This window comes from Corynebacterium sp. HMSC055A01 (assembly GCF_001809405.1).
Lineage (GTDB): Bacteria > Actinomycetota > Actinomycetes > Mycobacteriales > Mycobacteriaceae > Corynebacterium > Corynebacterium hesseae.
In genome coordinates this window covers 16,179-40,484 of sequence record NZ_KV797584.1, presented here as the reverse complement: position 1 = coordinate 40,484, position 24,306 = coordinate 16,179, and the positions used below count along the sequence as shown (strand labels likewise).

Below are 24,306 nucleotides of genomic sequence, written 5' to 3'. Positions count from 1 at the left end.
CAGGTGTCTACCAAACAGGGGTCAGGTCCCTCACTATTTCCACACGTACTGGTCAATCACAGTGCTTGTCGACGCATTCCTGTTACGCGTGGACAATTTTGCGAATTTTGAGATTTTTGGGAACTTCCTAGCAGTGGGGCGCGTTGATCTTTATGAAACGACAAACAAGGCGGCCCTAGAGGCCGCTTTTTAGAGAAAGACTGTGAAAGGAATCGGGATTCGCGTGCGTTCTAGCAACCCCGTCATGAGTTCCCTCTCGTCCAGCCAAAATCAGACCCAGGGCGGCAATCCCTACGGTCAGAGCGATAATCCATTTATCCAGGAGAATCGCAGCGCCGATCGGCCGCTGACTGTTGATGATGTCGTGACCAAGACTGGCATTACTCTTGGCGTCATCATCGTCATGGCCGTGCTCAACTTTGCTGTTGGCGAGTTGATTAACCCAGGCATCGCGATGATTCTTACCTTGGTCGGTGCGCTCGGCGGTTTCATTACTGTTCTTGTCTCAACGTTTGGCAAGAAGTTTGGTTCTGCAGCCGTCACGTTGATTTATGCCGTGTTTGAGGGCCTCTTTGTGGGCGGATTCTCCCTTATGTTTGCCGGCGTATCTTTCGGCAATTCCGATGGCATGGCAGTTATCGGCCAAGCAATCATGGGTACCGTAGGCGTCTTTATCGGCATGCTGATGGTCTACAAGACCGGTGCGGTAAAGGTCACCCCGAAGTTCAACAAGATCATGTTCGGCCTCATTGCCGGCGTGGCCGTGTTGGCTCTGGGTAACATGTTGGGCGCTATTTTCTTCGGCTTTAATCCGCTGCGTGATGGTGGCATGCTTTCCATCATCTTCTCCCTCGTCTGCATTGTTCTGGCGTCCTTGTCCTTTATGACAGACTTCGACCAGGCAGACCGCCTGATTCGCCAGGGTGCTCCGGCGCAGTATGCCTGGGGTATCGCTCTTGGTTTGGCCGTGACCTTGGTCTGGCTGTACACGGAGATTCTCCGTCTGCTGAGCTACTTCAGGGATTAAGTAGTCTCATACCGCTTCTGCGAATCCGGCGGCTGGCACCACAAGCCTCGTGGTTGCTGGCCGCCGGTTTCTTTGTGCGTGTGGCGCACATCTTTTGAAGTGGGGGCGCCCGTGAGGTGCGGGCGGGATCTTGCCCGACTTAGGTCATTTTAGTGCGGAAACCCCACCCCACCGCCGTAAACGCCCGGTAGCAATGTTAAGAGTGACGTTGCGGCACCCACCCAAGACCTAAGTCGGGACACAACGACCGTTTCTGTAGAGAACTGCATGTCTCTTCGCGAAACGGATTACCTTCCTTGCTCCCCTTGCAGCGCGCAACGTCGGCGTGCCTCCATCGACGTGCTGGAGGCATCTGACAAAGGGCGTCTGACAAAAGGCATCAGCCATAAGGCGTTTTCACGGCCAAAAACGCCCTTTACTCAGAGCAGATGGCGTTTTCAGGCTCAAAGATGCCTTCTGCCAGATGCCTTGTGCAGGACGCCTTCCTGACCTAGGCGGATTTAGTGCGGAACGATCCCGCCCCACCGCCGAACAACACCAGGTAGCAGTCTCAAGAGAGTCGGTGCTCACCCACCCATGACCTAAGTCGGGTCTTTTGGGGAAGGTGCGTAGCGCACGGTAGGTGCGAGCGGGATCTTGGCATCGACTGGTGCGAGTTGATACAGATTGCAACAGTGAGAACAGGATTTCCCTTCGCAAATATCCATTTTGCGTACCAATTGCGGTACAGGTGGCCAGTTCCTAAAGTCGTGTGACGTGGATGACTGCGGAGGAAGCTATGGTTGCAAAGATGGGGTGCTGTACGGTTCTTGTGGGTGAAATGTTCGAATTCTTGGATGGGTGAGTCTTGGCCTTGCTGCAAATGGGCGCCGTCCGTCGGAAGCTCGGCAACGACACCGGTAAGCATCTGTTTCTGCGCTTAGCTCTGAGCTTGCAGTGATCATGCCGGCGGATTGGGTTTCTCATGTTTCCCACAGGCGCGATGCTCTAAGGGGCGTGCAACAAAGGGGCAAGATTCTTGCTCAATCGACGAAAAACGACACCCCGAAAATTGACAGTGTTGTAATTCGGGTACCCCCAATTGGTTATAATCGGTAGCCAAGACACATGTAGTTCACGGTGCGTACTCAAGCTCTATACAGGCTGCGACCAGCTGTTATTGACGGATGATTCTATTAGAATGGTCGAATAGTTACAATAAATTTGTATATAGAAAATGACTAATTTGGCACTGGCGCGACTTCTTGTTCCTTCTCGTGCATTCTGGTCGCAGAAGTCGCTCGGAGCTTAAAGCTCAAGGGAGGGGCTTCTAACGGTCAGGAAAGTTAGTTGAAGGGACACCATGAAGCGAATCGGGGGCCTTGTGATGATGGCGGTTTGTATCGGGGTGCTGTCAAACTGCGCGTCACCGCTCGGCCTCAGTGTTCGTGGCGATGGTAGTAACGCGGGGGACTTTCGCAATTCTCCTGACATGAAAGCCGGCGGTGGCTCAGTGGACTCGGGGGTCGCTGATGCCACCGCCACGACGGCGCGAGAGTCTTTAGCTCCAAGTGAGCAGTCTCGTGCAGGCGGTGGGTTACTTCCGCCGCTCGGTGAATTTGACCGGACAGTGCCTGGATTCCAGGTGTTTGATCCTTGTTCAGAAATACCCAATGAAAAATTCTCGGAGTTGAGCTTAGAGATGACTTCGACTCCTGAAAGAGAGAGTGGGTACCGAACTTGCTATTTCTCAAAAGATTTGGGTAATGGCAGAGAAGCTGCTGTAGCCCTTGGAGCACAGCATGAGAAAATGGATAGCATTCGTGAGCTTTATCCTCAGGCTTTTCCATTTATGGAAGAAGTGAACGAAGATATCTACACCGTAGAAGACACATTTGTGAGGGGCACGAGTTGCACGTCTTACGTTGAAACTATTCGTGGTGTCGTTTCAGTTGCATGGACGGAACTAGCTGCCGAGGTTTCAATGAAGGAAAAATGTGAACAATCAAGAAACTTACTTTTAGAACTTGTCTAAATAGAGGGGCTCGGGAAATGATCATTAACCAAAATGCGCTATCGCAAGAAGTATCGCGTGTATCTGAACTTGGGAAGAGACTTCAACATGCCTCGAGTGGCGCGCACAGTCCACTCGATGGTGGATTCTCCACCATCACCGGCCTAAGTGAGGTCGGCACAATCCACCAGCGTGTGCTGGCAACGGATCCGGGGTCGGCGCGAAATTCTTTAGAGGGGTTTAGGGGACAGGTTTCTTGGCTCGGGGAGACACTCAAAACTGAGCTAGCAAGCTTCGAATCGCAGGATGAGCTTACGAGTCGGGGGTTGGATGTCGCTGACGCTGGTGGGGGAGGCGGGGCGGTATCGATGCCGATCGTGTCGCAACCAGACCCGGGATACAGCCCGTTTGGGTTTACCATCCCGATCGTGGACACCGGTGCTTCCATCATGGGCTTAGCATCGAATCTGTTTAGCACGCGCTTCTGGGATGTGTCGGAAGCGAATGCGCGGTGGGGCGCTTTGAGTGGGGAAGTCGCAGAAATCGTTGCGGGTCTTGAAAACTCGGCCGCGTCTTTGGAAGCCGAGAACGACAGTGAAGCCACCACACGCGCAGCGCAGAAGATTCGTGAAGTTGCGCAGGCGGGTACACACTTCATTGCCAATGCGAGCGTCATGCAACAGAAGCTGTTCGGCTTCCAAGCGCAGCTGATGAATGTTCAGCCGGAAGCCATTGCCTTGGCCTTTGAGGTGGCGGCAATCCCAGAGCCTGCTACGCGTCAAGCCGCTGAACAAGCAGCCTTGGTCTATATGCAGGGCGTCCTTCAGCAGCAAGTGATTTCCGCTATGCCGTATCAGCATGCGCTTATGGACGCAGCGCCGCCCAGCGGCGGCGGAGACACCAGTACCCACTTTGGGGCAGTCATGGGCGACGGAAATCGCTACAACACCGATGGAGTCACATGGCCGAAGCCAATAGCCGAAGCGATAGAAAACGGCACCATGGGCCCAGGCTCCTTTGGCGTTGCGGATGGCCACATCCAAGGTCTGGAAAGCGTGGGGATGGGGGCTGACGATATCGCGCGCTTTCACAATGAGCTACACAATCGTGGGCGCAGCATCCTCAGCGAGCTTGGTTTCGGAGACGCATTAGCGCCGATCAATGCAGGCGAGGTGAATACCTCGGCTGCCAACGCAGGCTTGAGCGCCCTTGATCCCGTTCGGGGAGGAGCGCCAGGATCGTTGGCAGCTACCAGCGGAGCGGCAAACATGCCAGCTGGTGTAAACGGGCTCGGAGGTCTAGGCAGCGGCGCTGTAGGCCAGGGATTGGGAGCCATCGGTCTTGCTGATGGCCGTGGGAACAAGCTTCCCGGAGGCGTGGCAGGCCACAGCGGTCGCTTGCCGGAAATGTCGGCGAATCCAACGACAAACGCAGCGGGGTTCGGAGGCGCGGGCGCTTCATTCGGTGGGCCGCAGACCGGAACGCATCCGGTATTAGGAGGCCTTCCTGGGGCCGTAACGGGAACTGGACAACAGAGGGAAGGGCGGACGTCGCTAAGCGGAGGCGGCCTCGTCGGAGGTGGTGCCATCAGTACGGGAGGTTCCGGGGGCGTCGGCAACGCTGGTGGCGCTGGTGGTGTCCTGGGAGCCCCGGGCGGAGCGGGTAGTGCGAGGCAGGGCGTCGGCAGTGCCCGCGGTGCGGGGATGCGCATGATGCCCATGATGGGTGGCATGGCACGCGGCGGCGAAGGCGAAAGGCGGGTCAAGTCCGTCACGACTCAAGTAGAACGCGACCCCAACCGCCGTGATCTACTCGGCGAAGCACCCGCAGTACTGCCAGGGGTTATCGGGGATTGGGTCCGGGAGGCAAAGTAGAAAAAGACGACGGACCCCAGAAAGCTAAAAGCGGCGCCCCAACTATCGGGACGCCGCTTCTTTGCCAGTTGCCGTTGAACCTACTGCTGAACCGGAGCAGTGGTGTATTCAGCCGGAGCAACCTCGGTTGCAGCAACGGCTTCGGACTCAGTGGCTGCTTCGGACTCAGCCGCAGCCTCGGAGGGGGCGGCTGCACCTGCGCCGGGAGCCTCACCGGCAAAGGAAGCGCCGGTGTCAACCTTCTCAGAGGAATCCTGTTGGTTCGGAGGGTGGCAGGCAGCGAGGGTGAGGCCAGCGGAGAAAACCAAACCAGCGGCAGCGAAACGAGTGAACTTCTTCATGGGTTAAAACTCTTTCTCGGAAAAACGATGACCTAAGAGCAGTATAAATTAGGACTTGCGCGGAGTGGCAGCCTTTGCGGAATCATAAGGTGCCGCAGAGACCACGGTGACCGACAAGGTCTTGCCATTCGGCGCCGTGTACTCGCGGGTCTCGCCCTCAGCAGCACCCAGGAGTGCAGCGCCCAGCGGGGACTGCTCGGAGTAGGTCTCCAAGTCCTTGTTATCGGAAGCAGCGGCGCGGGTACCGATGAGGAAGGTCTCGCGGTCCTCCTCGTCGCCGTTGTAGTACACGTGCACAACGGAACCGATGTGGGCAACACCCTCCTGGACGGCGGTGCGCTCGGTGGTGGAGTTCGCCAGAACCTCGGAGATCTGCTTGATGCGGGCCTCTTCCTGGTCCTGCATCTCACGGGCTGCGTCGTAACCCGCGTTCTCCTTGAGGTCACCTTCCTCGCGGCGCTCATTAATCTCCGCGGCGACGACCGGGCGGTGGTCGATGAGGGCCTGCAGCTCGGCCTCGAGCTTGGCCTTGGTTTCCGGGGTAATGTACTGCTTCTGCTGCTCAGCCATAGTGCAACCTTCCGTTTACGGTTCCTAATGAACGGGTCTACTTCTCATTGGATGGGCCAGAAAGCGCAGGTGGCGCGGCCCATTCAGAACGCTCAACATACTAGCACAGCTGGGCTTTTACTCGCCGGTAGCCTCACCCGCTGTATCCATCGTGCTGGTGTCCAAATAGGACGGGATGCTTCCGGAGCAACCGTAGGCGCCACCGGCGACGGCTCTGTGGTTGGTGGGGATATCCACCGCGATGCGTTGAGCGGACTCACCGCCAGCAGGCACGGCGACCTCGCGGCGCCCCACCTCAGCCTTGGAGTAGTCGAAGGCCTGGACAATGCAGTATGCAGGTTCTTCCACGCGGTTGCGGGTGATGTCTACCCACACGCGCGCTGTGTCATCAGACAGAATCTCGTGGGTGACGTAGGAGATATCTGCGTTGACCTTTTGCTGGCTGCGGAAATACTGAACGCCGTAGACAATGGCCGCAATCAACATAGCCAGGAATACCAGCACCAGTGCCCGGTTGGTCCATGAACCTTTTGTGCGAGTGGACTGAGAGGAAGAACCGTAGCGGGACTGCGAGCGTGCGGGTTGAGAAGCAGGTTGGGCGTCAGACATGAGTCTGATTCTATCCAACAGTCGCCGCGAAGAAACTATCCACTAGACTAGGCCTCTGTTTAATGCCTCTGTATTAATGAGGCGAAGTAGGGACGATGTAGGGAGATGTATCACCCAGTGAGCACGAAGCGCCTTTTGGCTATCCACGCGCACCCTGACGATGAGTCCTCGAAGGGTGCTGCGACGACAGCAAAATATGCCGCGGAGGGGGCGGAAGTCCTCGTCGTGACCTGCACCGGTGGCGAGAGGGGAGATATTATCAACCCGGCCATGGATCGCCCCGGTGTCCTTGAGAATATGGGCAGCATTCGCCGTGAGGAAATGGCGAAAGCAGCCGCCGCCTTGGGCGTGCAACATCGCTGGCTTGGGCACATTGATTCGGGCCTTCCTGGTAACCCGCTCGCGCCCAATATCAAGGACTTACTACCTGAGGGCTGCTTTGCGCTTAAGGAAGATGATGACGTAGCCCAAGAGCTGGTTGAAATCATCCGTGAGTTCCGGCCCCACGTCATTATTACCTACGACGAGAACGGCGGCTATCCGCACCCGGATCACCTCATGGTGTACCGCGCGTCCATGCTGGCGTGGGAAAACGCGGGTGACGCGGCATACCACCCAGAATTGGGTGAGCCGTGGGAGCCGCAGAAGCTGTACTACACGCATGGCTTCGTATACCAAAGGATGAAGATCTTCCATGATCTTCTTCTGGAGGAAGGCAAGATCAGTCCATATGAGCCGATGCTGGCGCGCTGGGATACGACGTTCGGAGACATCATGGCGCGGGTAACCACACAGGTCGAATGCGCGGATTACTTCCAGAATCGTGAGGATGCGCTCCGTGCGCACGCAACCCAAATTGATCCAGCCGGTGCCTTCCTAGCCACGCCCGTGTCCGTACAGCAGGAGCACTGGCCCACGGAGGAATTCGAGTTGGCCAAAACTCGCGTTTCTACTGCACTGCCGGAAGATGATTTATTTGCGGGAATTCCAGAAGTAGGGGAGTCTTAAAGCATGAACGCTTTCTACCTCGCAGCGCACGACGTCGCCCTGCTCGCCCAAGGAAGCCAAAGCGGGCCGGTTGGACCGGAGTTTGGTAAGGCTTCGCCTATTGGTCTGCTCATCCTCGCACTGATGGGTGTTGCTGTCCTTTTTGCAGGCTGGAATTTTCACCGCCGCTATTCGCGCTTCCGTCGTCGAACCATGTTTGCGCAGGATCACGGCATCGATCCGTTCAATGATGAGGCGATCGATTCAGCAATGAAGGAAGCCGGCATCCTCGATAACAGCAAGAAGTCCATCTTTTAAGGTAGAGGACGATTCCCACCGTGAAGTTCCTAAGCCAGCTCCTGTACCCCCTGTACGAAGCGCGTCTGACACGTGAAATCAAGAACAAGCCGCAACCACGCCACGTGGCAATCATGGCTGATGGCAACCGCCGCTGGGCGCGCGAGGCTGGATTTACGGATATCAGCCACGGCCACCGGCAGGGCGCGCGGAAGATCAGCGAGATGATCTCCTGGTGCCAGGGCACCGACATCGAGGTTGTCACTATCTACCTGCTCTCGACGGAGAACCTGAAGCGCAGCGAGCAGGAGGTGCAGCTGCTCTTCGACATCATCTCGGATGTCGTCACGCACCTCTCCCAAGGGGACTTGGATTGCCAGATCCGGCTCGTTGGGCACCTAGATCTGCTCCCTGAACAGGTCACGGCCAAGATGCAAAGCGCGGCTGAGGCTACGGAGGATCACCAGGGCGTCATCGTCAACATTGCGGTCGGTTATGGTGGGCGCCAGGAGATTGTGGACGCCGTGCAGAGTTTCATTCGTGGCGAAGCCCGCAAGGGGTTGAGCGCTGAGGAAATTGCGGACAACGTGACGGCGGAGGCCATTACGGGCAACCTCTATACCAAGGGTTTGCCTGACCCCGATCTCGTCATTCGTACCTCCGGCGAGCAGAGGCTGTCCGGCTTTCTGCTGTGGCAGGCCGCTTACTCGGAGATCTGGTTCACGGATACCTATTGGCCCGCATTCCGCCGGGTGGATTTCCTGCGCGCCTTGCGTGACTATTCACAGCGCTCGCGCCGCTTCGGCCGCTAGCTCTGGCGATCGGGCTAGAGCTTACGCATCCTCACCCGGTCAACCAGGTGGTGCGAGCCCTTGCACAGAACCAGGGAGGCGCGTACCCGGGTGGGCAAAATGTTCTCGATGAGGTTGGGCAGGTTGATGGACTGCCAGATTTCACGGGCCTGCACGTAGGCCTCCTCGTCCGTCATGTCCGCGAAGGACGCGAAGTGCGCCCCTGGTTCGCGGAAGGCAGTGTGGCGGAGCTTGAGGAAGCGATCAATGTACCACTTTTCGATGTCGTCGACTCGGGCGTCCACGTAAACAGAGAAGTCGAACAGGTCCGAAACCATGAGGGTCGGCCCGGTTTGTAAGACGTTGAGGCCTTCCAAAATGAGGATGTCCGGCTGGCGAACCTCCTGAAACTCACCAGGAACAATGTCATAAGACACATGCGAGTACAACGGTGCGGTTACCAGCGGCTTGCCGGACTTAACGTCGGTAACAAAACGCATGAGCGCGCGACGGTCATAAGACTCCGGGTAGCCCTTGCGCTGCATAAGCCCGTGCTCTTTAAGATACGCGGTGGGGTAGAGGAACCCGTCGGTGGTGACCAGATCAACCTTCGGGTGGGAATCCCAGCGCTGTAGAAGAACTTGGAGCAAGCGCGCGGTCGTTGACTTGCCCACCGCGACGGAGCCGGCAACGCCGATGACGAAAGGAACGTGCGTGGGTGGGTTTCCTAAGAATGCCTCGGTAGCGGTGGTGAGTTTTTGGCGGGCCTCAACCTGCATGTGAATAAGACGGGATAACGGCAGATAGACCTCAGCCACCTCAGTGAGGTCGATGCGGTCACCGATGCCACGAAGTTTTTCCACCTCGGTCGCCGTTAGCACCTGTGGCATGGATTTACGCAGGGCACGCCACGTATCGCGGTCAAAATCGAGGTACGGGCTCGCATCGGTCATTCGCGCCATGCCGACTATTGTTCCACTCAACAGAGCGCCTGTGGCAATCGCCCCGAATGAAAAGATTCGAGGAGGCCCCCACGCGGGGGATGCGGGCGTTAGGATGTAGAACTAGCTTCCGCGATTGCAGAGCCGGTGGTGTCGTGCCGCGGGCGGGCGCCGCGGGCTTCATTGACCACCTCTACGAAGGGACATCACGCTTTCATGACCACTACGAACAATTCAGACGTGCGCTACCAGGAGATGCGCGATCTCGACCCCGAGGTCTTTGCTGCTATTAACGGTGAGATTGCTCGTCAGCGCGATACCCTCGAGATGATCGCGTCGGAAAACTTCGTCCCCCGCGCGGTTCTGCAGGCGCAGGGCTCTGTTCTGACCAACAAGTATGCCGAGGGCTACCCGGGGCGCCGCTATTACGGCGGCTGCGAGCACGTTGACATCGTAGAAGATCTGGCTCGTGATCGTGCCAAGGCGCTTTTCGGCGCTGATTTTGCCAACGTCCAGCCCCACTCCGGCGCCCAGGCCAATGCTGCTGTGCTGGCGTCGCTGATCCAGCCGGGTGACAAGATCATGGGCCTGTCCTTGGCTCATGGTGGGCACCTGACCCACGGCATGAAGCTGAACTTCTCCGGCAAGCTTTACGACGTTGCCGCGTACGAGGTTGACCCGGAGACCATGCGCCTTGACATGGATAAGGTGCGCGAGCAGGCGCTGGCAGAAAAGCCCCAGGTGATCATCGCTGGTTGGTCCGCTTACCCGCGCACCATTGATTTCGAGGCTTTCCGTTCCATCGCGGATGAGGTCGGCGCGTACCTGTGGACGGATATGGCGCACTTCGCGGGCCTCGTGGCAGCTGGGCTGCACCCCTCCCCGGTGCCGCACTCCGATGTCGTGTCTTCCACCGTGCACAAGACGCTGGGCGGCCCTCGTTCCGGTCTCATCCTGGCCAAGCAGGATTTTGCCAAGAAGATCAACTCCAACGTCTTCCCGGGGCAGCAGGGCGGACCGCTCATGCACGTCATCGCGGCGAAGGCTATCGCGCTGAAGATCGCGGCCACCGAGGAGTTCAAGGAGCGCCAGGAGCGCACCCTGGAAGGTGCTCGCATTCTGGCTGAGCGCCTGACCGCCGAGGATTGCACCAAGGCGGGCGTCGACGTCCTCACTGGCGGCACCGACGTGCATCTTGTCCTAGCAGACCTGCGCAACTCCGAGCTCGATGGCCAGCAGGCGGAGGACCTCCTCCACGAGGTCGGCATCACCGTGAACCGCAATGCGGTGCCGAACGATCCGCGCCCGCCGATGGTCACCTCCGGCCTGCGCATTGGTACCCCGGCCCTGGCTACCCGCGGCCTCGACACGGCGGCCTTCACCGAGGTTGCCGACGTTATCGGTACTGCACTGGCAAACGGTAAGAACGCGGACGTCGCCAAGCTGCGCGCCCGCGTTGAGAAGGTCGCCGCGGACTTCCCGCTCTACGACGGCCTTGAGGACTGGAAGCTGGTCTAAGCTTCCTTGCGCTCCTCAGCGTGGGCTTTCCGGGCGGCTTCGAGCCATTCGGGCATTGCGCTGAGGAGCTCTTTAATTTCCGCGGTGGTGAGAGGGCGGTCCATCTCGTTCTTCTTCAGCGCGGTCACGGAGATTCCCAGTTTTTGTGCCACGACCGGGCGCGGGTGCGGACCCTCGCGGCGTAGGGTAGCGAGCCACTCCGGTGGGTTCTCCTGTAAGTCGCGCAGCTGCGCATGGGTTACCGCGTTGGCTTGAAACTCCTCCGGGGCGGCCGGCAGGTAGATGCCCAACTTCTTCGCTGCGGTTTGCGCACGCATGGCGGTGCCGGAAGGCTGCTGGGTTTCGTTGGCTGGGGTTTCACTATTCGGGGTATCAGTCACGCTCACAACGCTAGCAGCACCGTAGTATGAGGTGCATGCTCCGCCTCGTCTTTTCCACTGGCACAGAACCCGGCAAATGGTTTCGTCGCTACCGTGATTATCACTCTCCAGAGTCCCTGGTAACCGTCGACGCCGATGACGCGATGGACGTTCTTCTTACTCATGAGGCAGATCTAGCGCTGACCCGCTTGCCGGATTCGCGGGTTGATGACAGCTTCCACGTCGTCCAGCTCTACGAGGAAGCACCCGGCATCGCCGTTCCGAAAGATTCTGTCTACGCGGAGGTTGGGGAGGACGTCACGCAGGAGGATGTTGCCGAAGAAATAGTGAATTACCGGATTGCGCAGGACGGCAGCGTCGATGTTCCGGCGCTGCGCACCGCTTTGCAGGTCGTGGCAGCCAACGTGGGCGTAGCCATCGCGCCGCGGCCTTTGTTGAAGGTGCTGAGCAAGAAGCAGGTCGTGGCACTGGGCTTGGAGGACCCCACTGTGGCTCGCACAGTGATTGCACTGGTGTGGCGCCGGGCTGATGACGGCGATGAGATCCAAGACTTCGTCGGGGTCGCAAAGGGAAGGACGCGGAATTCATCCCGCAATGCCGCTCCGAAACGCAGCGCACGCGACAAAGCAAAAGCTAAGCAAGCGCGCAGAAGGTCCCAAGAAAAGCCTCAAAGAGGCTCGGCTTCCAAACCGTTATCAAAAAGATATAGGGGTTCTCAACAGCGGAAACGGAGATAAAGCAACGTCTTTGTTGTCAAATCATAGGTTCTGTGGTGGCAGGAAGTGCTGGCCATGCCTACGGTGGGCATCGTTCTCAACAAAAGTACTTAGAACAGTGCTCAACTAGACAGAAAGGCTTAAGAATATGAAGAAGATGACTCGTCGTTTCGCCGCAGGTATCGCCGCCGCCACCCTGTCCCTGGGTGTCGTTGCTTGTTCCGATGCTGAGGATGCCGCTAAGGATGCTGGCGACGCTGCTCAGTCCGCTGCGTCCGACGCTACCGATGCTGCCGGTTCTGCCGCTAAGGACGCAAAGGATTCCATGAAGGACTCCGAGTCCGCCGATTCTTCCGAGGCCGAGGGCTCTGAGGGAGCCGAAGGCAGCGAAGGTGCCGATTCTTCTGAGTCGGACTCCGCCGAGTCGAAGGATGGTTCCGGCGCTGAGGGCGACAAGGAGAGCGTGTCCACCGCCAATGGTGACGTAGAGGTTCCTTCTGATTTCGCTCAGGCCATCAAGGAGAAGGCTGCTGAGTGGGGCGATCCGGAATCCATTGAAAACACCGACAAGGGAAGCGTTGCTACCTTTGCCAAGGACAAGCTGCTGGCATTCGGTGAGGGTGACGGCACCCAGCCGATCATCGGCAAGATCGCAGAGACCTGGACCGAGGAAGGCGGCCTAGAGAGCAAGGTTGGCCTGCCGACTGGCCCGGAGCAGGCCGAGGGCAACGGCTGGGTACAGGAGTTCACCAATGGCACCATCTCCTGGATGCAGGGTGAGTCCGGTGAGTACGAGGCCACCATCAACTAAGCGCTCATAAAACGGCTCGCTGCCTTGTGAGCTAAAGCGACAAAGCTCCGCACTGATAACACGGTGCGGAGCTTCTTCGTTTTTCACGGTCAACGCGTGAAAGTGCAGGGCCGAAGAATGTAGCTGCAGTGTTGGGGGAGTGGGGGAGAGACGACAGGCTCGTAGAGCCTGATGGGAATGGTGTGACGCTGGTGATTGTCGTTTTAATACTGTTCATCTTGCACCCATGTAATTTCAACCTTTGCTCTCTAGCGTGGACGGTGTCCGGAAGCTAAGAACAGGCTCCGGACAGTTCGAAAACCACCAGCTTCACCATGCCGTCCCAGGTCGATGAGTTGGGGCGGGCATAACAAGGGAGAACCCTGCCGCTATGACCAATCCTTCCGTCCTCACCGAGCAGCCGCATGAGGCCTCTGTTTTGACCAAGACCTATGTCATCGATACGTCCGTCCTTCTCTCAGATCCCTGGGCGTTGCGTAAGTTCGCTGAACACGATGTGGTACTGCCCATCGTCGTTATTTCTGAGTTGGAAGGAAAACGTCATCACCCGGAGCTTGGCTGGTTCGCCCGCCAAGCTCTTCGCTTTTTGGAGGACCTTCGCGCTACCTATGAGGCGTTGGACCAGCCCCTGCCCGTAAATGCAGCGGGCGGGACTTTGCGCGTGGAACTCAACCACCAGGATCAATCCTTGTTGCCAGCGGCCTTTCGCGGGCCGGAGGGAGATCACCGGATTCTGGCCTGCGCGCTGAATCTCCAGCATGAGGGCAAGGACACCGTCCTGGTGACTAAGGACGTCCCATTGCGTGTCAAGGCTGGTGCTGTAGGCCTGCAGGCGGATGAATACCATGCGCAGGACGTCGTGCTCACCGGTTACACCGGCATGGCTACGGTGCCCACCAGCGCTGAGGTCATCGATGAGCTCTACGGGGAGGGCGAGGTGCTTATCGACGGATCCGTGACCACCGCCGGCACCCGCGTCGAGGACCTGCCGGTGCACTGTGGCATTACGCTGCAGGCGGGCGGGCAGTCCGCTCTGGGCCGGATGACGGCTGAGGGCACCGTTCGCTTGGTGCGCGGCGATGCGAATGTCTTTGGTCTGCAAGGCCGCTCTGCTGAGCAGCGCGTTGCCCTGGACCTTCTCTTGGATCCCTCCGTTGGAATCATGTCCATCGGAGGCAGGGCGGGCACTGGTAAGTCCGCGCTGGCGTTGTGTGCTGGCTTGGAGGCAGTGCTGGAGCGCGGCGAACACCGTCGTATCGTGGTGTTTCGCCCCATGTATGCGGTGGGCGGGCAGTCCCTGGGATATCTGCCGGGCTCTGAAAGCGAGAAGATGAATCCATGGGCGCAGGCCGTCTATGACACTCTGGAAGGTCTGGTATCCGAAAACGTCATGGACGAAGTCCAGGACCGCGGATTGCTGGAGGTTCTCCCGTTGACCCATATTCGCGGCCGCAGCCTGCATGATTCTTTCGTCATCGTTGATGAGGCCCAATCGCTTGAGCGCAATGTGCTGTTGACTGTTTTGTCGCGCTTGGGGCGTGGCTCCCGAGTTGTACTGACGCATGATGTTGCTCAGCGCGATAACCTGCGCGTTGGCCGCCACGACGGCGTGCAGGCAGTCATTGAAAAACTTAAAGGGCGTGAGCTCTTTGCACACGTCACGCTGCAACGCTCTGAGCGCTCTGCCATTGCAGAGCTGGTCACCGATCTGCTGGAAGGCGAAAGCTAACGCGTTCGCGCGCGGCGATCTCTCTGCCCTCAGCTTGGCATTGACGCCGTGTGCTCAGTAATAATTGTTCCATGAGCGACAACGCGAAAGACAAGAAGAAGGATTTCCGCATCCGTCCCTTCAATGCGGCGGACTATCCGCAGATGCGAGAAATCTATGAGCAGGGCCTCAACACTGGCCACGCTACCTACGAGACCCGCTCGTTGACCTTTGAAGAGTTCAAAAACGTCAAAATCATGGCGTCAGTTTTCGTCGCTGTTGAGGCGGAGGATGATTCAAAGGTTCTCGGCTGGGTGTGCGCCGCGCAGGCGTCTACCCGCACCGTGTTCCACGGCGTCGTCGAGGATTCCATCTACCTGAGCAAGGAAGCCCAGGGAAGGGGCATCGGTGGCGCCTTGCTGGATCAGCTCATCGAGGTCTGCCGCGACCTGCATAAGTGGGCTATCCACTCGTGGATCTTCCCGGAGAACGAAGGTTCCGCCGGCCTCCATAAGTCCCGTGGCTTCGTCAAGGTGGGCACGTACTCCCACATGGCAAAGATGACCTACGGTGAGCTCGCCGGCCAGTGGCGCGATACGGACGTGTATGAGCTTCTTCTGCCGAAGCCCGAGGAGAAGAAGGCAGCAGCCAACCAGAAGAGAAAGTAATTATCCTGCTTTTCTAATGGAAGGGCATGAGTGGGGATAGAATTAAAGCTGTTCTTATTCCCTCTCGCTTAGAAGGTGAAGCATGTCCTTGCGCACTTCTGTCCTTGCCCTTACTACAGCCGCAGCCGTGGCAACCGGTGCTTTCTCCGCACCTGTTGCCACGGCAGCAACCTATCCGTCGGCTGGTTCCGTTCCTGTGGCCGAGCTCGACGTTAATCAGCCTAACGGCGCTCTGGCCTATGTCTTTGCCGAGCCAGTGATGCAGTCCGACATCGACTTGGTTACCCGCCAAGTTCGCGAGTTGCGCGGCAAAGCCTGGGACACCAACCTGCCCTTCAACGGCGGAACCCTGCGACAGGCCGCTAGTGCCGCTGGCTACCGCACCCGCGAGGCATATGTGAATTCAATCTCCTGGGACCGCGGTCTCGAGCACGCGGTTTTGCAGCGTGCTGCTGAGGGAAACTTCTTGTTTGATCATCGCCGCGCAGTTGGCACACGTACTCCTGAAATCTTGGACAACTACAATACCTTGGACAACCTGACCACGACGGACATGGAACATGCCGTTGAATCGTGGTCTACAAGCAGAAGCAGCGGTCCCAGCGAGTGGGACTACCTTGTCCGAGAGAACGGCCAATGGTCAACAAATAATGGCCACCTGTACACGATTCTTAATCCTGAATACGTGAAGTTTGCGCAGGCTCAAATCGGAGAAGTGACAGCTGGTCTCTATTCGGCCGATGATAAGCCATCCGAACCGGCGCGGTTGGCGGCCGGTCGCCATGCATTCCCCATCGCCGTGCCGGAAAGCGCTATAAACCGTGCTGAACTGATGACCACGGGAGGAACCTCGGTCGGAAGCCAAGGAAGCCTGGGTTTGCGCATCGATGGATTCTGGGGAGCGAAGCTGGGGGTTCCGGTGGCGGCGCCCAGCAGTAGCGACCCAGAGGTCCTTGAAGTCAACGAGGACGGAACCTACACAGCAAAGTCTGAGGGCACCGCGACCGTCACCTTTAACACCTATGTTCTGCGCAATGGCCAGGCAAAGGTCTCGGATAACCAAATCACCAAGACCGTGAAGGTGACCAAGAAGTCCCTCGGCGGGGACTTGAGCTCCGGCGGCACGAATATTGGTGCCATCGTGGGCATCCTCGCCGGCGTGCTCGCGCTCATCGGCGTGGCTGCCCAGGTAGCACGCCAGTTGGGAATCTTGCGCTAAGCATCGTGACAATAAGAAATCCTCGCTACGTGAATGCTCGTAGCGAGGATTTGTGCTTACTTCACCCGGTTTCTACGCCGAGGGGATATCTCAGCTCCCAGACCACCGTTGCACGTCGTCAAGCGCCAGCTTGTCTCGAAGCAGTGGCTTCTAATCAATCGTCTCCTTGAGGTGCTCCTCGCGGACGGGGAGGATGAGGAGGAGCGCGATGATGGCCATAGGAACCATCAGCAAGATGACGGGGGTTAGGCCGTCGTTGTAAGCGTTGAGGATAACGTCCTTGATGGGGTCCGGCAGCTGAGCAACCAGTGCCGGGGTAAGGCTGGAGGAACCACCATTGGCGCTGGCAAACTTCTCCGCGAAGGGCTTGCCTGCCTCACCCATGGACTTGATGGCAGCGGGCATGTTGGCGGCCATTTCATCCTTCATGTTGTGGATGAAGAGGGAGCCGACGAGGGACGCGCCGATGGCGGAACCGATCTGGCGGAAGAAGTTATTTGCGGCAGTCGCGGTTCCGACGAGGGCGATGGGGAAGGAGTTCTGGACAATGAGGACCAGAACCTGCATGACGAAGCCAAGGCCGATGCCGAAGACGAGGAATTCTGCACCGAGCTGGGTCAGAGAGGTGTCTGCAGTCAGCTTGGACATCCAGAACAGTGCGCCAGCAGTGATTGCTAGGCCGATGATGGGGTAGCGCTTGTAGTGACCGGTGCGGGCGATGATGAAACCGACGGCTGTGGAGGTTCCGATCATGCCGACCATCATCGGGATCATCATGAGACCCGCCTTGGTCGGGGTCAGAGTGTGAACCATCTGCAGGTAGGTTGGCATGTAGCCCAGCACGCCGAACATCGCCAGGCCCAGCACCATGCCGGCTGCGGTGGTGAGAACCATGTTGCGGTTCTTGAACAGCTGCACCGGGATGAGCGGCTCCTTGGCCTTGGATTCGACGAAGACGGTGATGATGGCGCCGATGATGACGGTGATGCCCAGGCCGATGATGATCGGGTCGGACCACTCGTATTGGGTTCCGCCCCAGGTCGTCATAAGGATCAGGGAGGCGGTGGTGATGGAGATGAAGATGGCGCCGAGGAGGTCAAACTTGCGCAGGTCGGTATCGCCGACGCGTAGGTGGAGGACCAGGGTGCATACGATGATAGCGAGCAGACCCAGCGGGATGTTCATCCACATGCCCCAGCGCCAGCCCGGGCCGTCAGTGAACCAGCCACCGAGGACTGGGCCGAGGACGGAGGAGAGTCCAAAGACGCCGCCCATGATGCCCATGAACTTGCCGCGCTCACGGGAGGTGGTGACCTCCGCGATGATGGATTGGGAGGAAATCATCATGAAACCAGCGCCGAAACCCTGCACGGCGCGGCCAATGATGAGCAGGTTCATCGAGTCGGCGAAGCCGCCGAGCGTGGAACCGATGACGAAGACGCCGATGCCGCCAATGTAGAGCCACTTGCGGCCCATCATGTCACCGAGCTTGCCGGAGATAGGCATGGCGATTGTCATCATGACCAAGAAGGCGGAGATGACCCAGCTCATGTGGTCCACGCCGCCGAGCTCGCCGACGATGGTGGGTAGAGCGGTGGCAAAAATCATCTGGCCCAAAGAGCTCATCAGCATGGTGAGCACGAGGGCGGAGAATACGAGGGCAAGGTTGTTATCCGGCTTGCCGCTGCCGGCCTGAGAGGCCGGCTTAGCCGCGGTATCTACCATGTCAGTCCTTTCGAAAATTTGTTAATGAGTGTGAGCGCAGATTCGAAGCGTTCCTCAAAGGGGATGTCGCAGCTGAAATCTGGCGACGCAGTGGCTATCCAGAATGCTTCCCTGATAGCAAAGGCAATGAGTATCGCCTCAGTCTCAGCCGTGACCTCGGGCATCTGCCGCAAGGAGGGATCCTGGTCAAGGCGCTCGGTGATGAGCCCCAGGATCTCGTTCGACTTGGCCCGCTTACGGCTGAGTGCCGCCGCCGCGGCATCGCTGTCCCCAGAGATCCGACGGCGACGTTCAGCGATGACCTCGTTGACATGCTGGCCAACGAGGTGTCCTTTAACTAGGTCGACCGCCAGCCTGAAAACGCTATCCGTAGGGGCGCTAAGGAAAGCCTTCTTCTGTTCCTCTGTGAAGTCGTGACTCGGCGCACCGAGCACAGCAGTGTCTTTGGAATCAAAATAATTAAAAAAGGTGCGCCGAGAAATCCCCGCTGCGTCGCAGATTTCCTCGACGGTAACGTCGGCGAATCCACGCTCATCCACGAGACGGGTGGCGGCGTCTTCGATTCGCAGGCGCGTCTTGAGGCGCTTCTGCTCGCGTAATGACATTTCTTCTTGCACAGAGTGCAACAGTACACTCAGTGCAAATTTGCACCAAGTGCAATTCGAGTGATTTTTGAAAGGGAGATCTAAAAATATGACGGTGGTTACTATGACGCTGAGCGTGGGCGTTGAAAACGACGAAGGCCGCCCTCCCGAAGGAGAGCGGCGGCGTTCGCGAAAGCGAGCTTAGAAGTTGTCGCGGTCGCGGTTGGTCATGGTGAGAACGTTGAGGCGCTCATCGAGCTCCTCCTCAGTGAGGTTCTCTCCGTCGACGAAGCCCAAGTCGATGACTGCCTCGCGGACAGTGATCTTCTCGTGCAGTGCGTGCTTAGCTGCCTTGGCTGCGTTCTCGTAGCCAATCTTGGAGTTCAGCGGGGTCACGATGGAGGTGGAGGACTCCGCAAACTTCTTCATGCGCTCCTCGTTGGCCTCGATGCCGTCAACGCACTTCTCAGCGAAAACGCGGGAGACGTTGGCCAGCAGGCGGGCCGACTCGAGAACGTTGCGAGCCATCATCGGGATGTAGACATTGAGCTCGAAGTGGCCGTTGGAGCCGCCGAAGGCAACGGCTGCGTCGTTACCGATAACCTGGCCAGCGACCATGGTGGCGGCCTCACACAGAACCGGGTTGACCTTGCCCGGCATGATGGAGGAGCCCGGTTGCAGGTCCTTCAAGTGGATCTCGGACAAACCGGTCAACGGGCCGGAGCCCATGAGACGGATGTCGTTGGCAATCTTGTTGAGGGAGACAGCCACGGTGCGCATAGCGCCGGAGAACTCCACCAAGGCGTCGCGAGCGGCCTGGGCCTCAAAGTGGTTCTTAGCCTCAGACAGCTCCTTGACGCCGGTGAGCTTCTTGAGCTCCTCGGTAACCTTGCCGCCGAAGTCAGCGGAAGTGTTCAGGCCGGTACCGGTTGCGGTGCCGCCGATGGCCAGCTCACCCAAGCGCGGCAGGGTTGCCTCAATGCGCTCAATGCCGAGCTCGATCTGGCGAGCGTAGCCGCCAAACTCCTGGCCCAAGGTGATCGGGGTGGCGTCCATCAGGTGGGTGCGTCCGGACTTGACCATGTCGGCGAATTCCTTGGCCTTAGCCACGAGGGATTCGTGGAGGACCTTGAGGCCCGGGATGAGGTCGTTGACGGCAGCCTCGGTCGCCGCAACATGGGTTGCGGTGGGGAAGGTGTCGTTGGAGGACTGGCCCATGTTCACGTGGTCATTCGGGTGAATCTCCACGCCATTGTTGTGGGCGATGGAAGCGATGACCTCGTTCGTGTTCATGTTGGAAGAGGTACCGGAGCCGGTCTGGAAGACATCGATCGGGAAGGCATCGTTGTGCTTGCCTTCTGCAATCTCGGTGGCTGCCGCAATGATAGCGTCGGCCTTCTCCGCATCCAGCTTGCCGGAACCCTTATTCACCTGAGCGCAGGCGGCCTTGAGAAGACCGAGTGCGCGGATCTGGGCAGCTTCAAGGCCACGGCCAGAAATGGGGAAGTTTTCCACAGCGCGCTGGGTTTGGGCACGCCACAGGGCGTCGACCGGAACCTTGACTTCGCCCATAGTGTCGTGTTCGATGCGGTATTCAGTCATGAAGTCACCTTTTCTGTGAGATGAGAATTGTAGAGTTCTTTATGTGTGCCGTGGCACGGCATTGATGGCCACCGTAGCACTCTTCGCAGGAAAGTGGATTAGCTTTCCTTATCGTGGGGGTTGGTGTAGTCCACCACGGAGTATTCTTGCAGCTTAGCCAGCTTATGGATGGAATCGACGTAGCGGATCGTGCCGGACTTGGAGCGCATGACCAGAGAACGGGTCGTGGCGCCGTTGGGGCGGTAGGACACGCCGCGGAGCATGTCGCCATTGGTAACGCCGGTTGCGGCGAAGTAGCAGTTTTCAGAAGAGACCAGATCGTTGGTGGTGAGGACGCGATCAAGGTCGTGTCCGGCCTTGCGTGCCTTCTCTGCCTCTGCTTCATCTTTAGGCCACAGCTTGCCTTGGATTTCACCACCCATACACTTCATGGCACATGCGGTGATGATGCCCTCTGGGGTGCCACCGATACCCATCATCATATCGATGGAGTTGGTGTCCTGGCAGGTGGCGATGGCGCCGGCGACGTCACCATCCATGATGAGGCGAACCTTGGCGCCTGCCTCACGGATCTGGCGGATAAGGTCATCGTGGCGCGGGCGGTCGAGTACGACGACGGTCAGGTCAGCTGGCTTGATGCCCTTGGCCTTGGCCACGGATTTGATGTTCCACTCCACGGACTCATTGAGATCGATTGAGCCAACAGCCTCTGGGCCGACAGCAATCTTCTTCATATAGAACACTGCGGATGGGTCATACATGGTGCCGCGCTCAGCAGCAGCGATGACGGAAATAGCGTTCGGGCGGCCTTCTGCCATAAGACGGGTGCCGTCAACCGGGTCGACGGCGATGTCCATCTCTGCACCCTGGCCGGTGCCGACTTTTTCTCCGTTGAACAGCATGGGGGCTTCATCCTTTTCGCCCTCACCGATGACGACGATGCCGTTCATCTCTACGGAGTTGATGAGCTTGCGCATAGCATCCACCGCGGCGCCGTCACCTTCATTCTTCTGTCCACGGCCAACCCAGCGACCCGAGGCGAGTGCTGCTGCCTCAGTGACACGCACCAGCTCCATGGCTAGGTTGCGATCGGGGATATAAGACGTGTTATCAGACATGTGTGATTAGTCCCTTTCTTTTCAGGTGGCTCGGCCCGGGGTGGGGGACAACCCGGAATACATATTCCATTCTTCCACTTTTCCCTCGTATCCAAGCCCGAATGCCTCCCCCAGAAGAGGGTCTCAGTCAAGTTGGCCACCAAAAGGGCAGGTGGGAGGTCGCTGTCGCGAGCGCGGGAGGCGGCGTGACATACTGGGCGGGTGGCATCTGAAGATAAACCTAAGATTTTTGAGGACGCGCGTGATATCACCCTGACGGTGGGCGTCATCCTCATCATGATGTTCCTGGCGGTTGGAGCAACGGGACTGTGCTCGATCAACCCGGAAAAGCCGGGGCCCGTGCAGAACGTGGATGCCGCTACGTTTCTGGAAATGGAGGCGCGCGGCACCGGGGCCGTCATCAGGGAGCCCGTCATGCCGGAGGGCTGGCAGCCTACGGCCGCACGGCGTAAGGAGATGGGCGGCGAATCCGGTGCCGTGGTGAGCTGGCTTACCGCCGAGGAAGGCTACGTGGAATCGGCGCAGACGCAGTTGGCGCTTGGCGATGTCCCCTCGGCCTACGACTCCAACTATCGTGGCAACTCCGAGCGGCGTGAGGTGGCGGGCCACGACGTGGAAATCCTGAGCAGTGACGACAAAGATGTGCGTCCACTGTGGATTACTGACTTGGGCGATGCCCGCCTCGTTCTTACGGGCTCTGCCTCCGACGCTGATTATGAGACGGCCCTCACCGCCTTCGCGGAAGCTGAGCCGCTCCAAATTGCTGAGGATGGCAGCGTCGTCAGCGAGTAAATAGTTAGCGGAACGTCACGCTCTGCAGCGTTTCATCCCACTCCACCTCGACGGCATCGCCGGCGGCACTGGTGAGAGACTCCGGGTCGAGCCCACTCAGGCGCGTCTTGCCCAGGTAGACATCGACCTTTTCGTGTTGGGACTTGCCGGGGAAGAGTGCAATTTCGACGAGTTTATCAGCGCTAAAACGCAGGACGATGGAGCCGGAGAAATAGCTGATTTCCTCTCCGCTCACGGTGTGCGGCGGGCCGAAAAACTCCTCGACGAGCTGGCGTGAATCCCCAAAGACCATGGATCCCGCTCCGCCCGACTTGGAGACGAAATCGACGCGATCTCCCGGGTAGCCGTAAATTTTCATTTAATCCTCTCCTGCTTCTGCATTGGTGGCTGCGCTATCGGTGCCCTCAGTATTCTTGCGGAGGGCTTCCTCTACGCGCTTCGATGCGCCGTCGAGGTGCGCCTCGCAAGCTTTTGCTAGGGCCTCGCCACGCTCCCAGTATTTAAGAGACTCGTCCAAGCCCATCTGGCCCAGCTCGAGGATCTTTACGGTCTCAATGAGTTCATCGCGGGCTTGTTCATAGCTCAGTTCTTCTACCGGTGGGAACGCGTCCTGGCCGGGTTGGCCGGCACCAATTGTGTCAGTCATGGGGTCAATTCCTTTTCTCTTGTGCTCTAATAAATCGTTTTAATCTGCGGCCTGGGAGGCCATTGCGGCGGCGGTAATCGAACCATCGCCAACGCGGATGCGCAGCTGCGATCCCGGGGGAGACTGCGCATAGCTGGTGACAACCTCTGGTCCGCTAACGTCGCGAGGCAGCACCTGAACGATGGCGTAGCCCCGTTCAAGTGTGGCCGAGGGGCCCAAGGCTGAGACGCGAGCACGCAACGAGGCTACCTGGTTACTTTCGCGATCCAACCGGTGCGTAACTACCCGGCGAATCAGCGCGAGGTTGCGCTCAAGTTCCTCGCGGCGCGCGTTGATCGGCACCATGGGATCGGCGAGGACCGGGCGGGAGCGGATGCTCTCGAGGCCGCGGCGTTCCCTGTCCACCCAGCCGCGCAGCGCTGCCGCCATGCGCGAGCGGGCTTCAGAGATCAGCGCATACTCTTCGGCGGCGGAAGGAACGACGCGCTTGGCCGCATCGGTGGGCGTGGCGGCGCGCAGATCGGCGACATCATCGAGCACCGGGTGGTCCGGTTCGTGTCCGATGGCGGAGACAACCGGAGTGCGGGCGTCTGCCACAGCGCGCTGGAGCGCCTCCTCGGAGAAGGGAAGCAGATCTTCCACCGAACCACCGCCGCGGGCGATGATGATGACATCGACTTCCGGGTTCGCGTCGAGAGTCCGGAGCGCGTCAATCACCTGGGTAACGGCAGTGGCTCCCTGGACAGCAGTGTTAATGACTTCGAACTGAACCGCTGGCCAACGATCCTGCGCTACGGAGAGCACATCGCGCTCGGCATGGGACCCGCGGCCGGTGATGAGGCCAATCTTCTTCGGTAGATAGGGAAGCGGCAGCTTACGGGAAGCGTCGCACAGGCCCTCCTGACGCAGCCGCTGGCGCAGCATCTCTACCCGAGCAAGAAGGTCACCAATACCGACGTGGCGGATCTCCGTGACCCACAGGGAAAAACTTCCGCGTCCGGCGTAGAAGGCGGGCTTGCCGTAGACCACGACGCGGTCGCCATCCTTGAGCGGTGAGGGGGCATTGCGGATGAGCGAGGTGTTACATGTCAACTGAACAGATTTTTCCTGTTCGACATCACGCAACGTGATGTAGGAGAGCTTCCATGTTGGCTTCATGTTCAGCTGGGTGATCTGCCCCTCCACCCAGAGGAAACCGAGGCGCTCGATCCAGCCTTTGACTTGGTCATTGACCTTGCCGACGGGCCACGGCGTTTCCGCAGAATTGGCCGGTTGGTTCACGCGCAGTCCTTTCTCTTGAGTGGTCTAGTCTCTCGGGTATGTTCCGTCCAGTGTAAGAGGCGTGCCGGACATCTGGTGCTACCGGCCAAGCCTGGCAAGCTGTAACTA

Annotated in this window: 25 protein-coding genes; 13 read left to right on the top strand and 12 right to left on the bottom strand. The window is 58.7% G+C overall.

The features are described from left to right. Positions 1-223 precede the first annotated feature (223 nt). The 3 genes from HMPREF2604_RS07295 to HMPREF2604_RS07290 all read left to right on the top strand — a co-directional run bounded on the left by HMPREF2604_RS07295 (position 224) and on the right by HMPREF2604_RS07290 (position 4,894). Positions 224-1,027 carry a Bax inhibitor-1/YccA family protein gene (locus HMPREF2604_RS07295; protein ID WP_070520914.1) on the top strand — a complete coding sequence of 268 codons (804 nt, stop codon included), beginning with the start codon at positions 224-226 and terminating at the stop codon, positions 1,025-1,027. A 1,342-nt stretch (positions 1,028-2,369) separates the two neighbouring features. Beyond that, positions 2,370-3,041 carry a hypothetical protein gene (locus HMPREF2604_RS13950; protein WP_141746443.1) on the top strand — a complete coding sequence of 224 codons (672 nt, stop codon included), beginning with the start codon at positions 2,370-2,372 and terminating at the stop codon, positions 3,039-3,041. Positions 3,042-3,388: 347 nt separating this feature from the next. After that, the gene (locus HMPREF2604_RS07290) at positions 3,389-4,894 is read left to right on the top strand and encodes a hypothetical protein (protein WP_070524015.1); all 1,506 of its coding nucleotides are present in this window, start codon (positions 3,389-3,391) and stop codon (positions 4,892-4,894) included. Positions 4,895-4,974: 80 nt separating this feature from the next. Here the strand turns inward: HMPREF2604_RS07290 and HMPREF2604_RS07285 are convergent, their stop codons facing one another. From HMPREF2604_RS07285 to HMPREF2604_RS07275, 3 genes are all read right to left on the bottom strand, one after another. Next, positions 4,975-5,235 (bottom strand): hypothetical protein, encoded by a 261-nt coding sequence (locus HMPREF2604_RS07285; RefSeq protein WP_070523942.1) that lies wholly within the window; start codon positions 5,233-5,235, stop codon positions 4,975-4,977. A gap of 48 nt (positions 5,236-5,283) precedes the next feature. Next, positions 5,284-5,805: a transcription elongation factor GreA gene (gene greA / locus HMPREF2604_RS07280; RefSeq protein ID WP_010187368.1), complete on the bottom strand. Its 522-nt coding sequence runs from the start codon at positions 5,803-5,805 to the stop codon at positions 5,284-5,286. A 117-nt stretch (positions 5,806-5,922) separates the two neighbouring features. Continuing rightward, on the bottom strand, positions 5,923-6,414 hold the full coding sequence (locus HMPREF2604_RS07275; RefSeq protein WP_070523944.1) for a DUF4307 domain-containing protein: 492 nt from the start codon (positions 6,412-6,414) through the stop codon (positions 5,923-5,925). A 117-nt stretch (positions 6,415-6,531) separates the two neighbouring features. On the opposite strand from HMPREF2604_RS07275, the gene mca reads away from it, so the two are divergent. Genes mca through HMPREF2604_RS07260 form a run of 3 tightly spaced genes read left to right on the top strand, consistent with a single transcriptional unit; the run spans position 6,532 to position 8,510 of the window. Next, positions 6,532-7,422 carry a mycothiol conjugate amidase Mca gene (mca, locus tag HMPREF2604_RS07270; protein ID WP_070524017.1) on the top strand — a complete coding sequence of 297 codons (891 nt, stop codon included), beginning with the start codon at positions 6,532-6,534 and terminating at the stop codon, positions 7,420-7,422. A 3-nt stretch (positions 7,423-7,425) separates the two neighbouring features. Beyond that, entirely contained in the window at positions 7,426-7,719 is a 294-nt protein-coding gene (locus HMPREF2604_RS07265; RefSeq protein WP_070523946.1) for a hypothetical protein, read from the top strand. Between the two features lie 20 nt (positions 7,720-7,739). Then, entirely contained in the window at positions 7,740-8,510 is a 771-nt protein-coding gene (locus HMPREF2604_RS07260; RefSeq protein ID WP_070523948.1) for an isoprenyl transferase, read from the top strand. A 14-nt stretch (positions 8,511-8,524) separates the two neighbouring features. On the opposite strand, the gene coaA is transcribed toward HMPREF2604_RS07260, so the two are convergent. Continuing rightward, entirely contained in the window at positions 8,525-9,451 is a 927-nt protein-coding gene (gene coaA / locus HMPREF2604_RS07255) for a type I pantothenate kinase (protein ID WP_070523949.1), read from the bottom strand. Positions 9,452-9,646: 195 nt separating this feature from the next. Here coaA and glyA point away from each other — a divergent pair, with 195 nt between their 5' ends. After that, on the top strand, positions 9,647-10,948 hold the full coding sequence (glyA, locus tag HMPREF2604_RS07250) for a serine hydroxymethyltransferase (protein WP_070523952.1): 1,302 nt from the start codon (positions 9,647-9,649) through the stop codon (positions 10,946-10,948). On the opposite strand, the gene HMPREF2604_RS07245 is transcribed toward glyA, so the two are convergent. Next, a complete protein-coding gene (locus HMPREF2604_RS07245) occupies positions 10,945-11,265 on the bottom strand; it encodes a DUF5997 family protein (RefSeq protein ID WP_083299207.1) in 321 nt (106 codons plus the stop codon). The two genes, glyA and HMPREF2604_RS07245, sit on opposite strands and share 4 nt — an antisense overlap. A gap of 98 nt (positions 11,266-11,363) precedes the next feature. Between HMPREF2604_RS07245 and HMPREF2604_RS07240 the strand changes: the two genes are divergently transcribed. The 5 genes from HMPREF2604_RS07240 to HMPREF2604_RS07220 all read left to right on the top strand — a co-directional run bounded on the left by HMPREF2604_RS07240 (position 11,364) and on the right by HMPREF2604_RS07220 (position 16,450). Beyond that, positions 11,364-12,065 (top strand): LysR family transcriptional regulator substrate-binding protein, encoded by a 702-nt coding sequence (locus HMPREF2604_RS07240; protein ID WP_070523957.1) that lies wholly within the window; start codon positions 11,364-11,366, stop codon positions 12,063-12,065. Between the two features lie 127 nt (positions 12,066-12,192). Then, positions 12,193-12,855, top strand: coding sequence for an LGFP repeat-containing protein (locus HMPREF2604_RS07235; RefSeq protein WP_070523959.1), 663 nt, complete (start codon positions 12,193-12,195; stop codon positions 12,853-12,855). 370 nt (positions 12,856-13,225) lie between these two features. Beyond that, the gene (locus HMPREF2604_RS07230; RefSeq protein ID WP_070523961.1) at positions 13,226-14,584 is read left to right on the top strand and encodes a PhoH family protein; all 1,359 of its coding nucleotides are present in this window, start codon (positions 13,226-13,228) and stop codon (positions 14,582-14,584) included. 71 nt (positions 14,585-14,655) lie between these two features. Then, complete coding sequence (locus tag HMPREF2604_RS07225; RefSeq protein ID WP_070523963.1) at positions 14,656-15,231, top strand: GNAT family N-acetyltransferase; 576 nt, start codon at positions 14,656-14,658, stop codon at positions 15,229-15,231. Between the two features lie 82 nt (positions 15,232-15,313). Continuing rightward, positions 15,314-16,450, top strand: a complete 1,137-nt coding sequence (locus HMPREF2604_RS07220; RefSeq protein ID WP_070523965.1) for a hypothetical protein — start codon at positions 15,314-15,316, stop codon at positions 16,448-16,450. A 150-nt stretch (positions 16,451-16,600) separates the two neighbouring features. Here the strand turns inward: HMPREF2604_RS07220 and HMPREF2604_RS07215 are convergent, their stop codons facing one another. From HMPREF2604_RS07215 to glpX, 4 genes are all read right to left on the bottom strand, one after another. Then, positions 16,601-18,175, bottom strand: a complete 1,575-nt coding sequence (locus HMPREF2604_RS07215) for an MDR family MFS transporter (protein WP_070523967.1) — start codon at positions 18,173-18,175, stop codon at positions 16,601-16,603. Continuing rightward, complete coding sequence (locus HMPREF2604_RS07210) at positions 18,169-18,780, bottom strand: TetR/AcrR family transcriptional regulator (RefSeq protein WP_154762179.1); 612 nt, start codon at positions 18,778-18,780, stop codon at positions 18,169-18,171. The genes HMPREF2604_RS07215 and HMPREF2604_RS07210 overlap by 7 nt, the downstream gene beginning before the upstream one ends. A gap of 180 nt (positions 18,781-18,960) precedes the next feature. Next, positions 18,961-20,361: a class II fumarate hydratase gene (locus HMPREF2604_RS07205; protein WP_070523971.1), complete on the bottom strand. Its 1,401-nt coding sequence runs from the start codon at positions 20,359-20,361 to the stop codon at positions 18,961-18,963. A 98-nt stretch (positions 20,362-20,459) separates the two neighbouring features. Beyond that, positions 20,460-21,479, bottom strand: a complete 1,020-nt coding sequence (glpX, locus tag HMPREF2604_RS07200; protein ID WP_070523973.1) for a class II fructose-bisphosphatase — start codon at positions 21,477-21,479, stop codon at positions 20,460-20,462. 201 nt (positions 21,480-21,680) lie between these two features. Between glpX and HMPREF2604_RS07195 the strand changes: the two genes are divergently transcribed. After that, entirely contained in the window at positions 21,681-22,271 is a 591-nt protein-coding gene (locus tag HMPREF2604_RS07195) for a DUF4245 domain-containing protein (protein WP_070562565.1), read from the top strand. Positions 22,272-22,275: 4 nt separating this feature from the next. Here HMPREF2604_RS07195 and HMPREF2604_RS07190 read toward each other — a convergent pair whose 3' ends face one another. The 3 genes from HMPREF2604_RS07190 to xseA are packed head-to-tail and all read right to left on the bottom strand — an operon-like array spanning position 22,276 to position 24,198. After that, a complete protein-coding gene (locus HMPREF2604_RS07190) occupies positions 22,276-22,629 on the bottom strand; it encodes a hypothetical protein (RefSeq protein WP_070523977.1) in 354 nt (117 codons plus the stop codon). Then, positions 22,630-22,917, bottom strand: a complete 288-nt coding sequence (locus tag HMPREF2604_RS07185) for an exodeoxyribonuclease VII small subunit (protein WP_070523979.1) — start codon at positions 22,915-22,917, stop codon at positions 22,630-22,632. Positions 22,918-22,956: 39 nt separating this feature from the next. Beyond that, complete coding sequence (xseA, locus tag HMPREF2604_RS07180; RefSeq protein WP_070564374.1) at positions 22,957-24,198, bottom strand: exodeoxyribonuclease VII large subunit; 1,242 nt, start codon at positions 24,196-24,198, stop codon at positions 22,957-22,959. Between the last annotated feature and the right edge of the window lie 108 nt (positions 24,199-24,306).

Bases quoted from the DNA above. Each gene is read 5' to 3' on its own strand.
- HMPREF2604_RS13950 (WP_141746443.1), top strand. From the start codon at position 2,370: ATGAAGCGAATCGGGGGCCTTGTGATGATGGCGGTTTGTATCGGGGTG.
- HMPREF2604_RS07290 (WP_070524015.1), top strand. From the start codon at position 3,389: ATGCCGATCGTGTCGCAACCAGACCCGGGATACAGCCCGTTTGGGTTT.
- HMPREF2604_RS07285 (WP_070523942.1), bottom strand. From the start codon at position 5,235: ATGAAGAAGTTCACTCGTTTCGCTGCCGCTGGTTTGGTTTTCTCCGCT.
- greA (WP_010187368.1), bottom strand. From the start codon at position 5,805: ATGGCTGAGCAGCAGAAGCAGTACATTACCCCGGAAACCAAGGCCAAG.
- HMPREF2604_RS07275 (WP_070523944.1), bottom strand. From the start codon at position 6,414: ATGTCTGACGCCCAACCTGCTTCTCAACCCGCACGCTCGCAGTCCCGC.
- HMPREF2604_RS07265 (WP_070523946.1), top strand. From the start codon at position 7,426: ATGAACGCTTTCTACCTCGCAGCGCACGACGTCGCCCTGCTCGCCCAA.
- coaA (WP_070523949.1), bottom strand. From the start codon at position 9,451: ATGGCGCGAATGACCGATGCGAGCCCGTACCTCGATTTTGACCGCGAT.
- glyA (WP_070523952.1), top strand. From the start codon at position 9,647: ATGACCACTACGAACAATTCAGACGTGCGCTACCAGGAGATGCGCGAT.
- HMPREF2604_RS07245 (WP_083299207.1), bottom strand. From the start codon at position 11,265: ATGCGTGCGCAAACCGCAGCGAAGAAGTTGGGCATCTACCTGCCGGCC.
- HMPREF2604_RS07240 (WP_070523957.1), top strand. From the start codon at position 11,364: ATGCTCCGCCTCGTCTTTTCCACTGGCACAGAACCCGGCAAATGGTTT.
- HMPREF2604_RS07235 (WP_070523959.1), top strand. From the start codon at position 12,193: ATGAAGAAGATGACTCGTCGTTTCGCCGCAGGTATCGCCGCCGCCACC.
- HMPREF2604_RS07230 (WP_070523961.1), top strand. From the start codon at position 13,226: ATGACCAATCCTTCCGTCCTCACCGAGCAGCCGCATGAGGCCTCTGTT.
- HMPREF2604_RS07225 (WP_070523963.1), top strand. From the start codon at position 14,656: ATGAGCGACAACGCGAAAGACAAGAAGAAGGATTTCCGCATCCGTCCC.
- HMPREF2604_RS07220 (WP_070523965.1), top strand. From the start codon at position 15,314: ATGTCCTTGCGCACTTCTGTCCTTGCCCTTACTACAGCCGCAGCCGTG.
- HMPREF2604_RS07215 (WP_070523967.1), bottom strand. From the start codon at position 18,175: ATGGTAGATACCGCGGCTAAGCCGGCCTCTCAGGCCGGCAGCGGCAAG.
- HMPREF2604_RS07210 (WP_154762179.1), bottom strand. From the start codon at position 18,780: ATGTCATTACGCGAGCAGAAGCGCCTCAAGACGCGCCTGCGAATCGAA.
- HMPREF2604_RS07205 (WP_070523971.1), bottom strand. From the start codon at position 20,361: ATGACTGAATACCGCATCGAACACGACACTATGGGCGAAGTCAAGGTT.
- glpX (WP_070523973.1), bottom strand. From the start codon at position 21,479: ATGTCTGATAACACGTCTTATATCCCCGATCGCAACCTAGCCATGGAG.
- HMPREF2604_RS07190 (WP_070523977.1), bottom strand. From the start codon at position 22,629: ATGAAAATTTACGGCTACCCGGGAGATCGCGTCGATTTCGTCTCCAAG.
- HMPREF2604_RS07185 (WP_070523979.1), bottom strand. From the start codon at position 22,917: ATGACTGACACAATTGGTGCCGGCCAACCCGGCCAGGACGCGTTCCCA.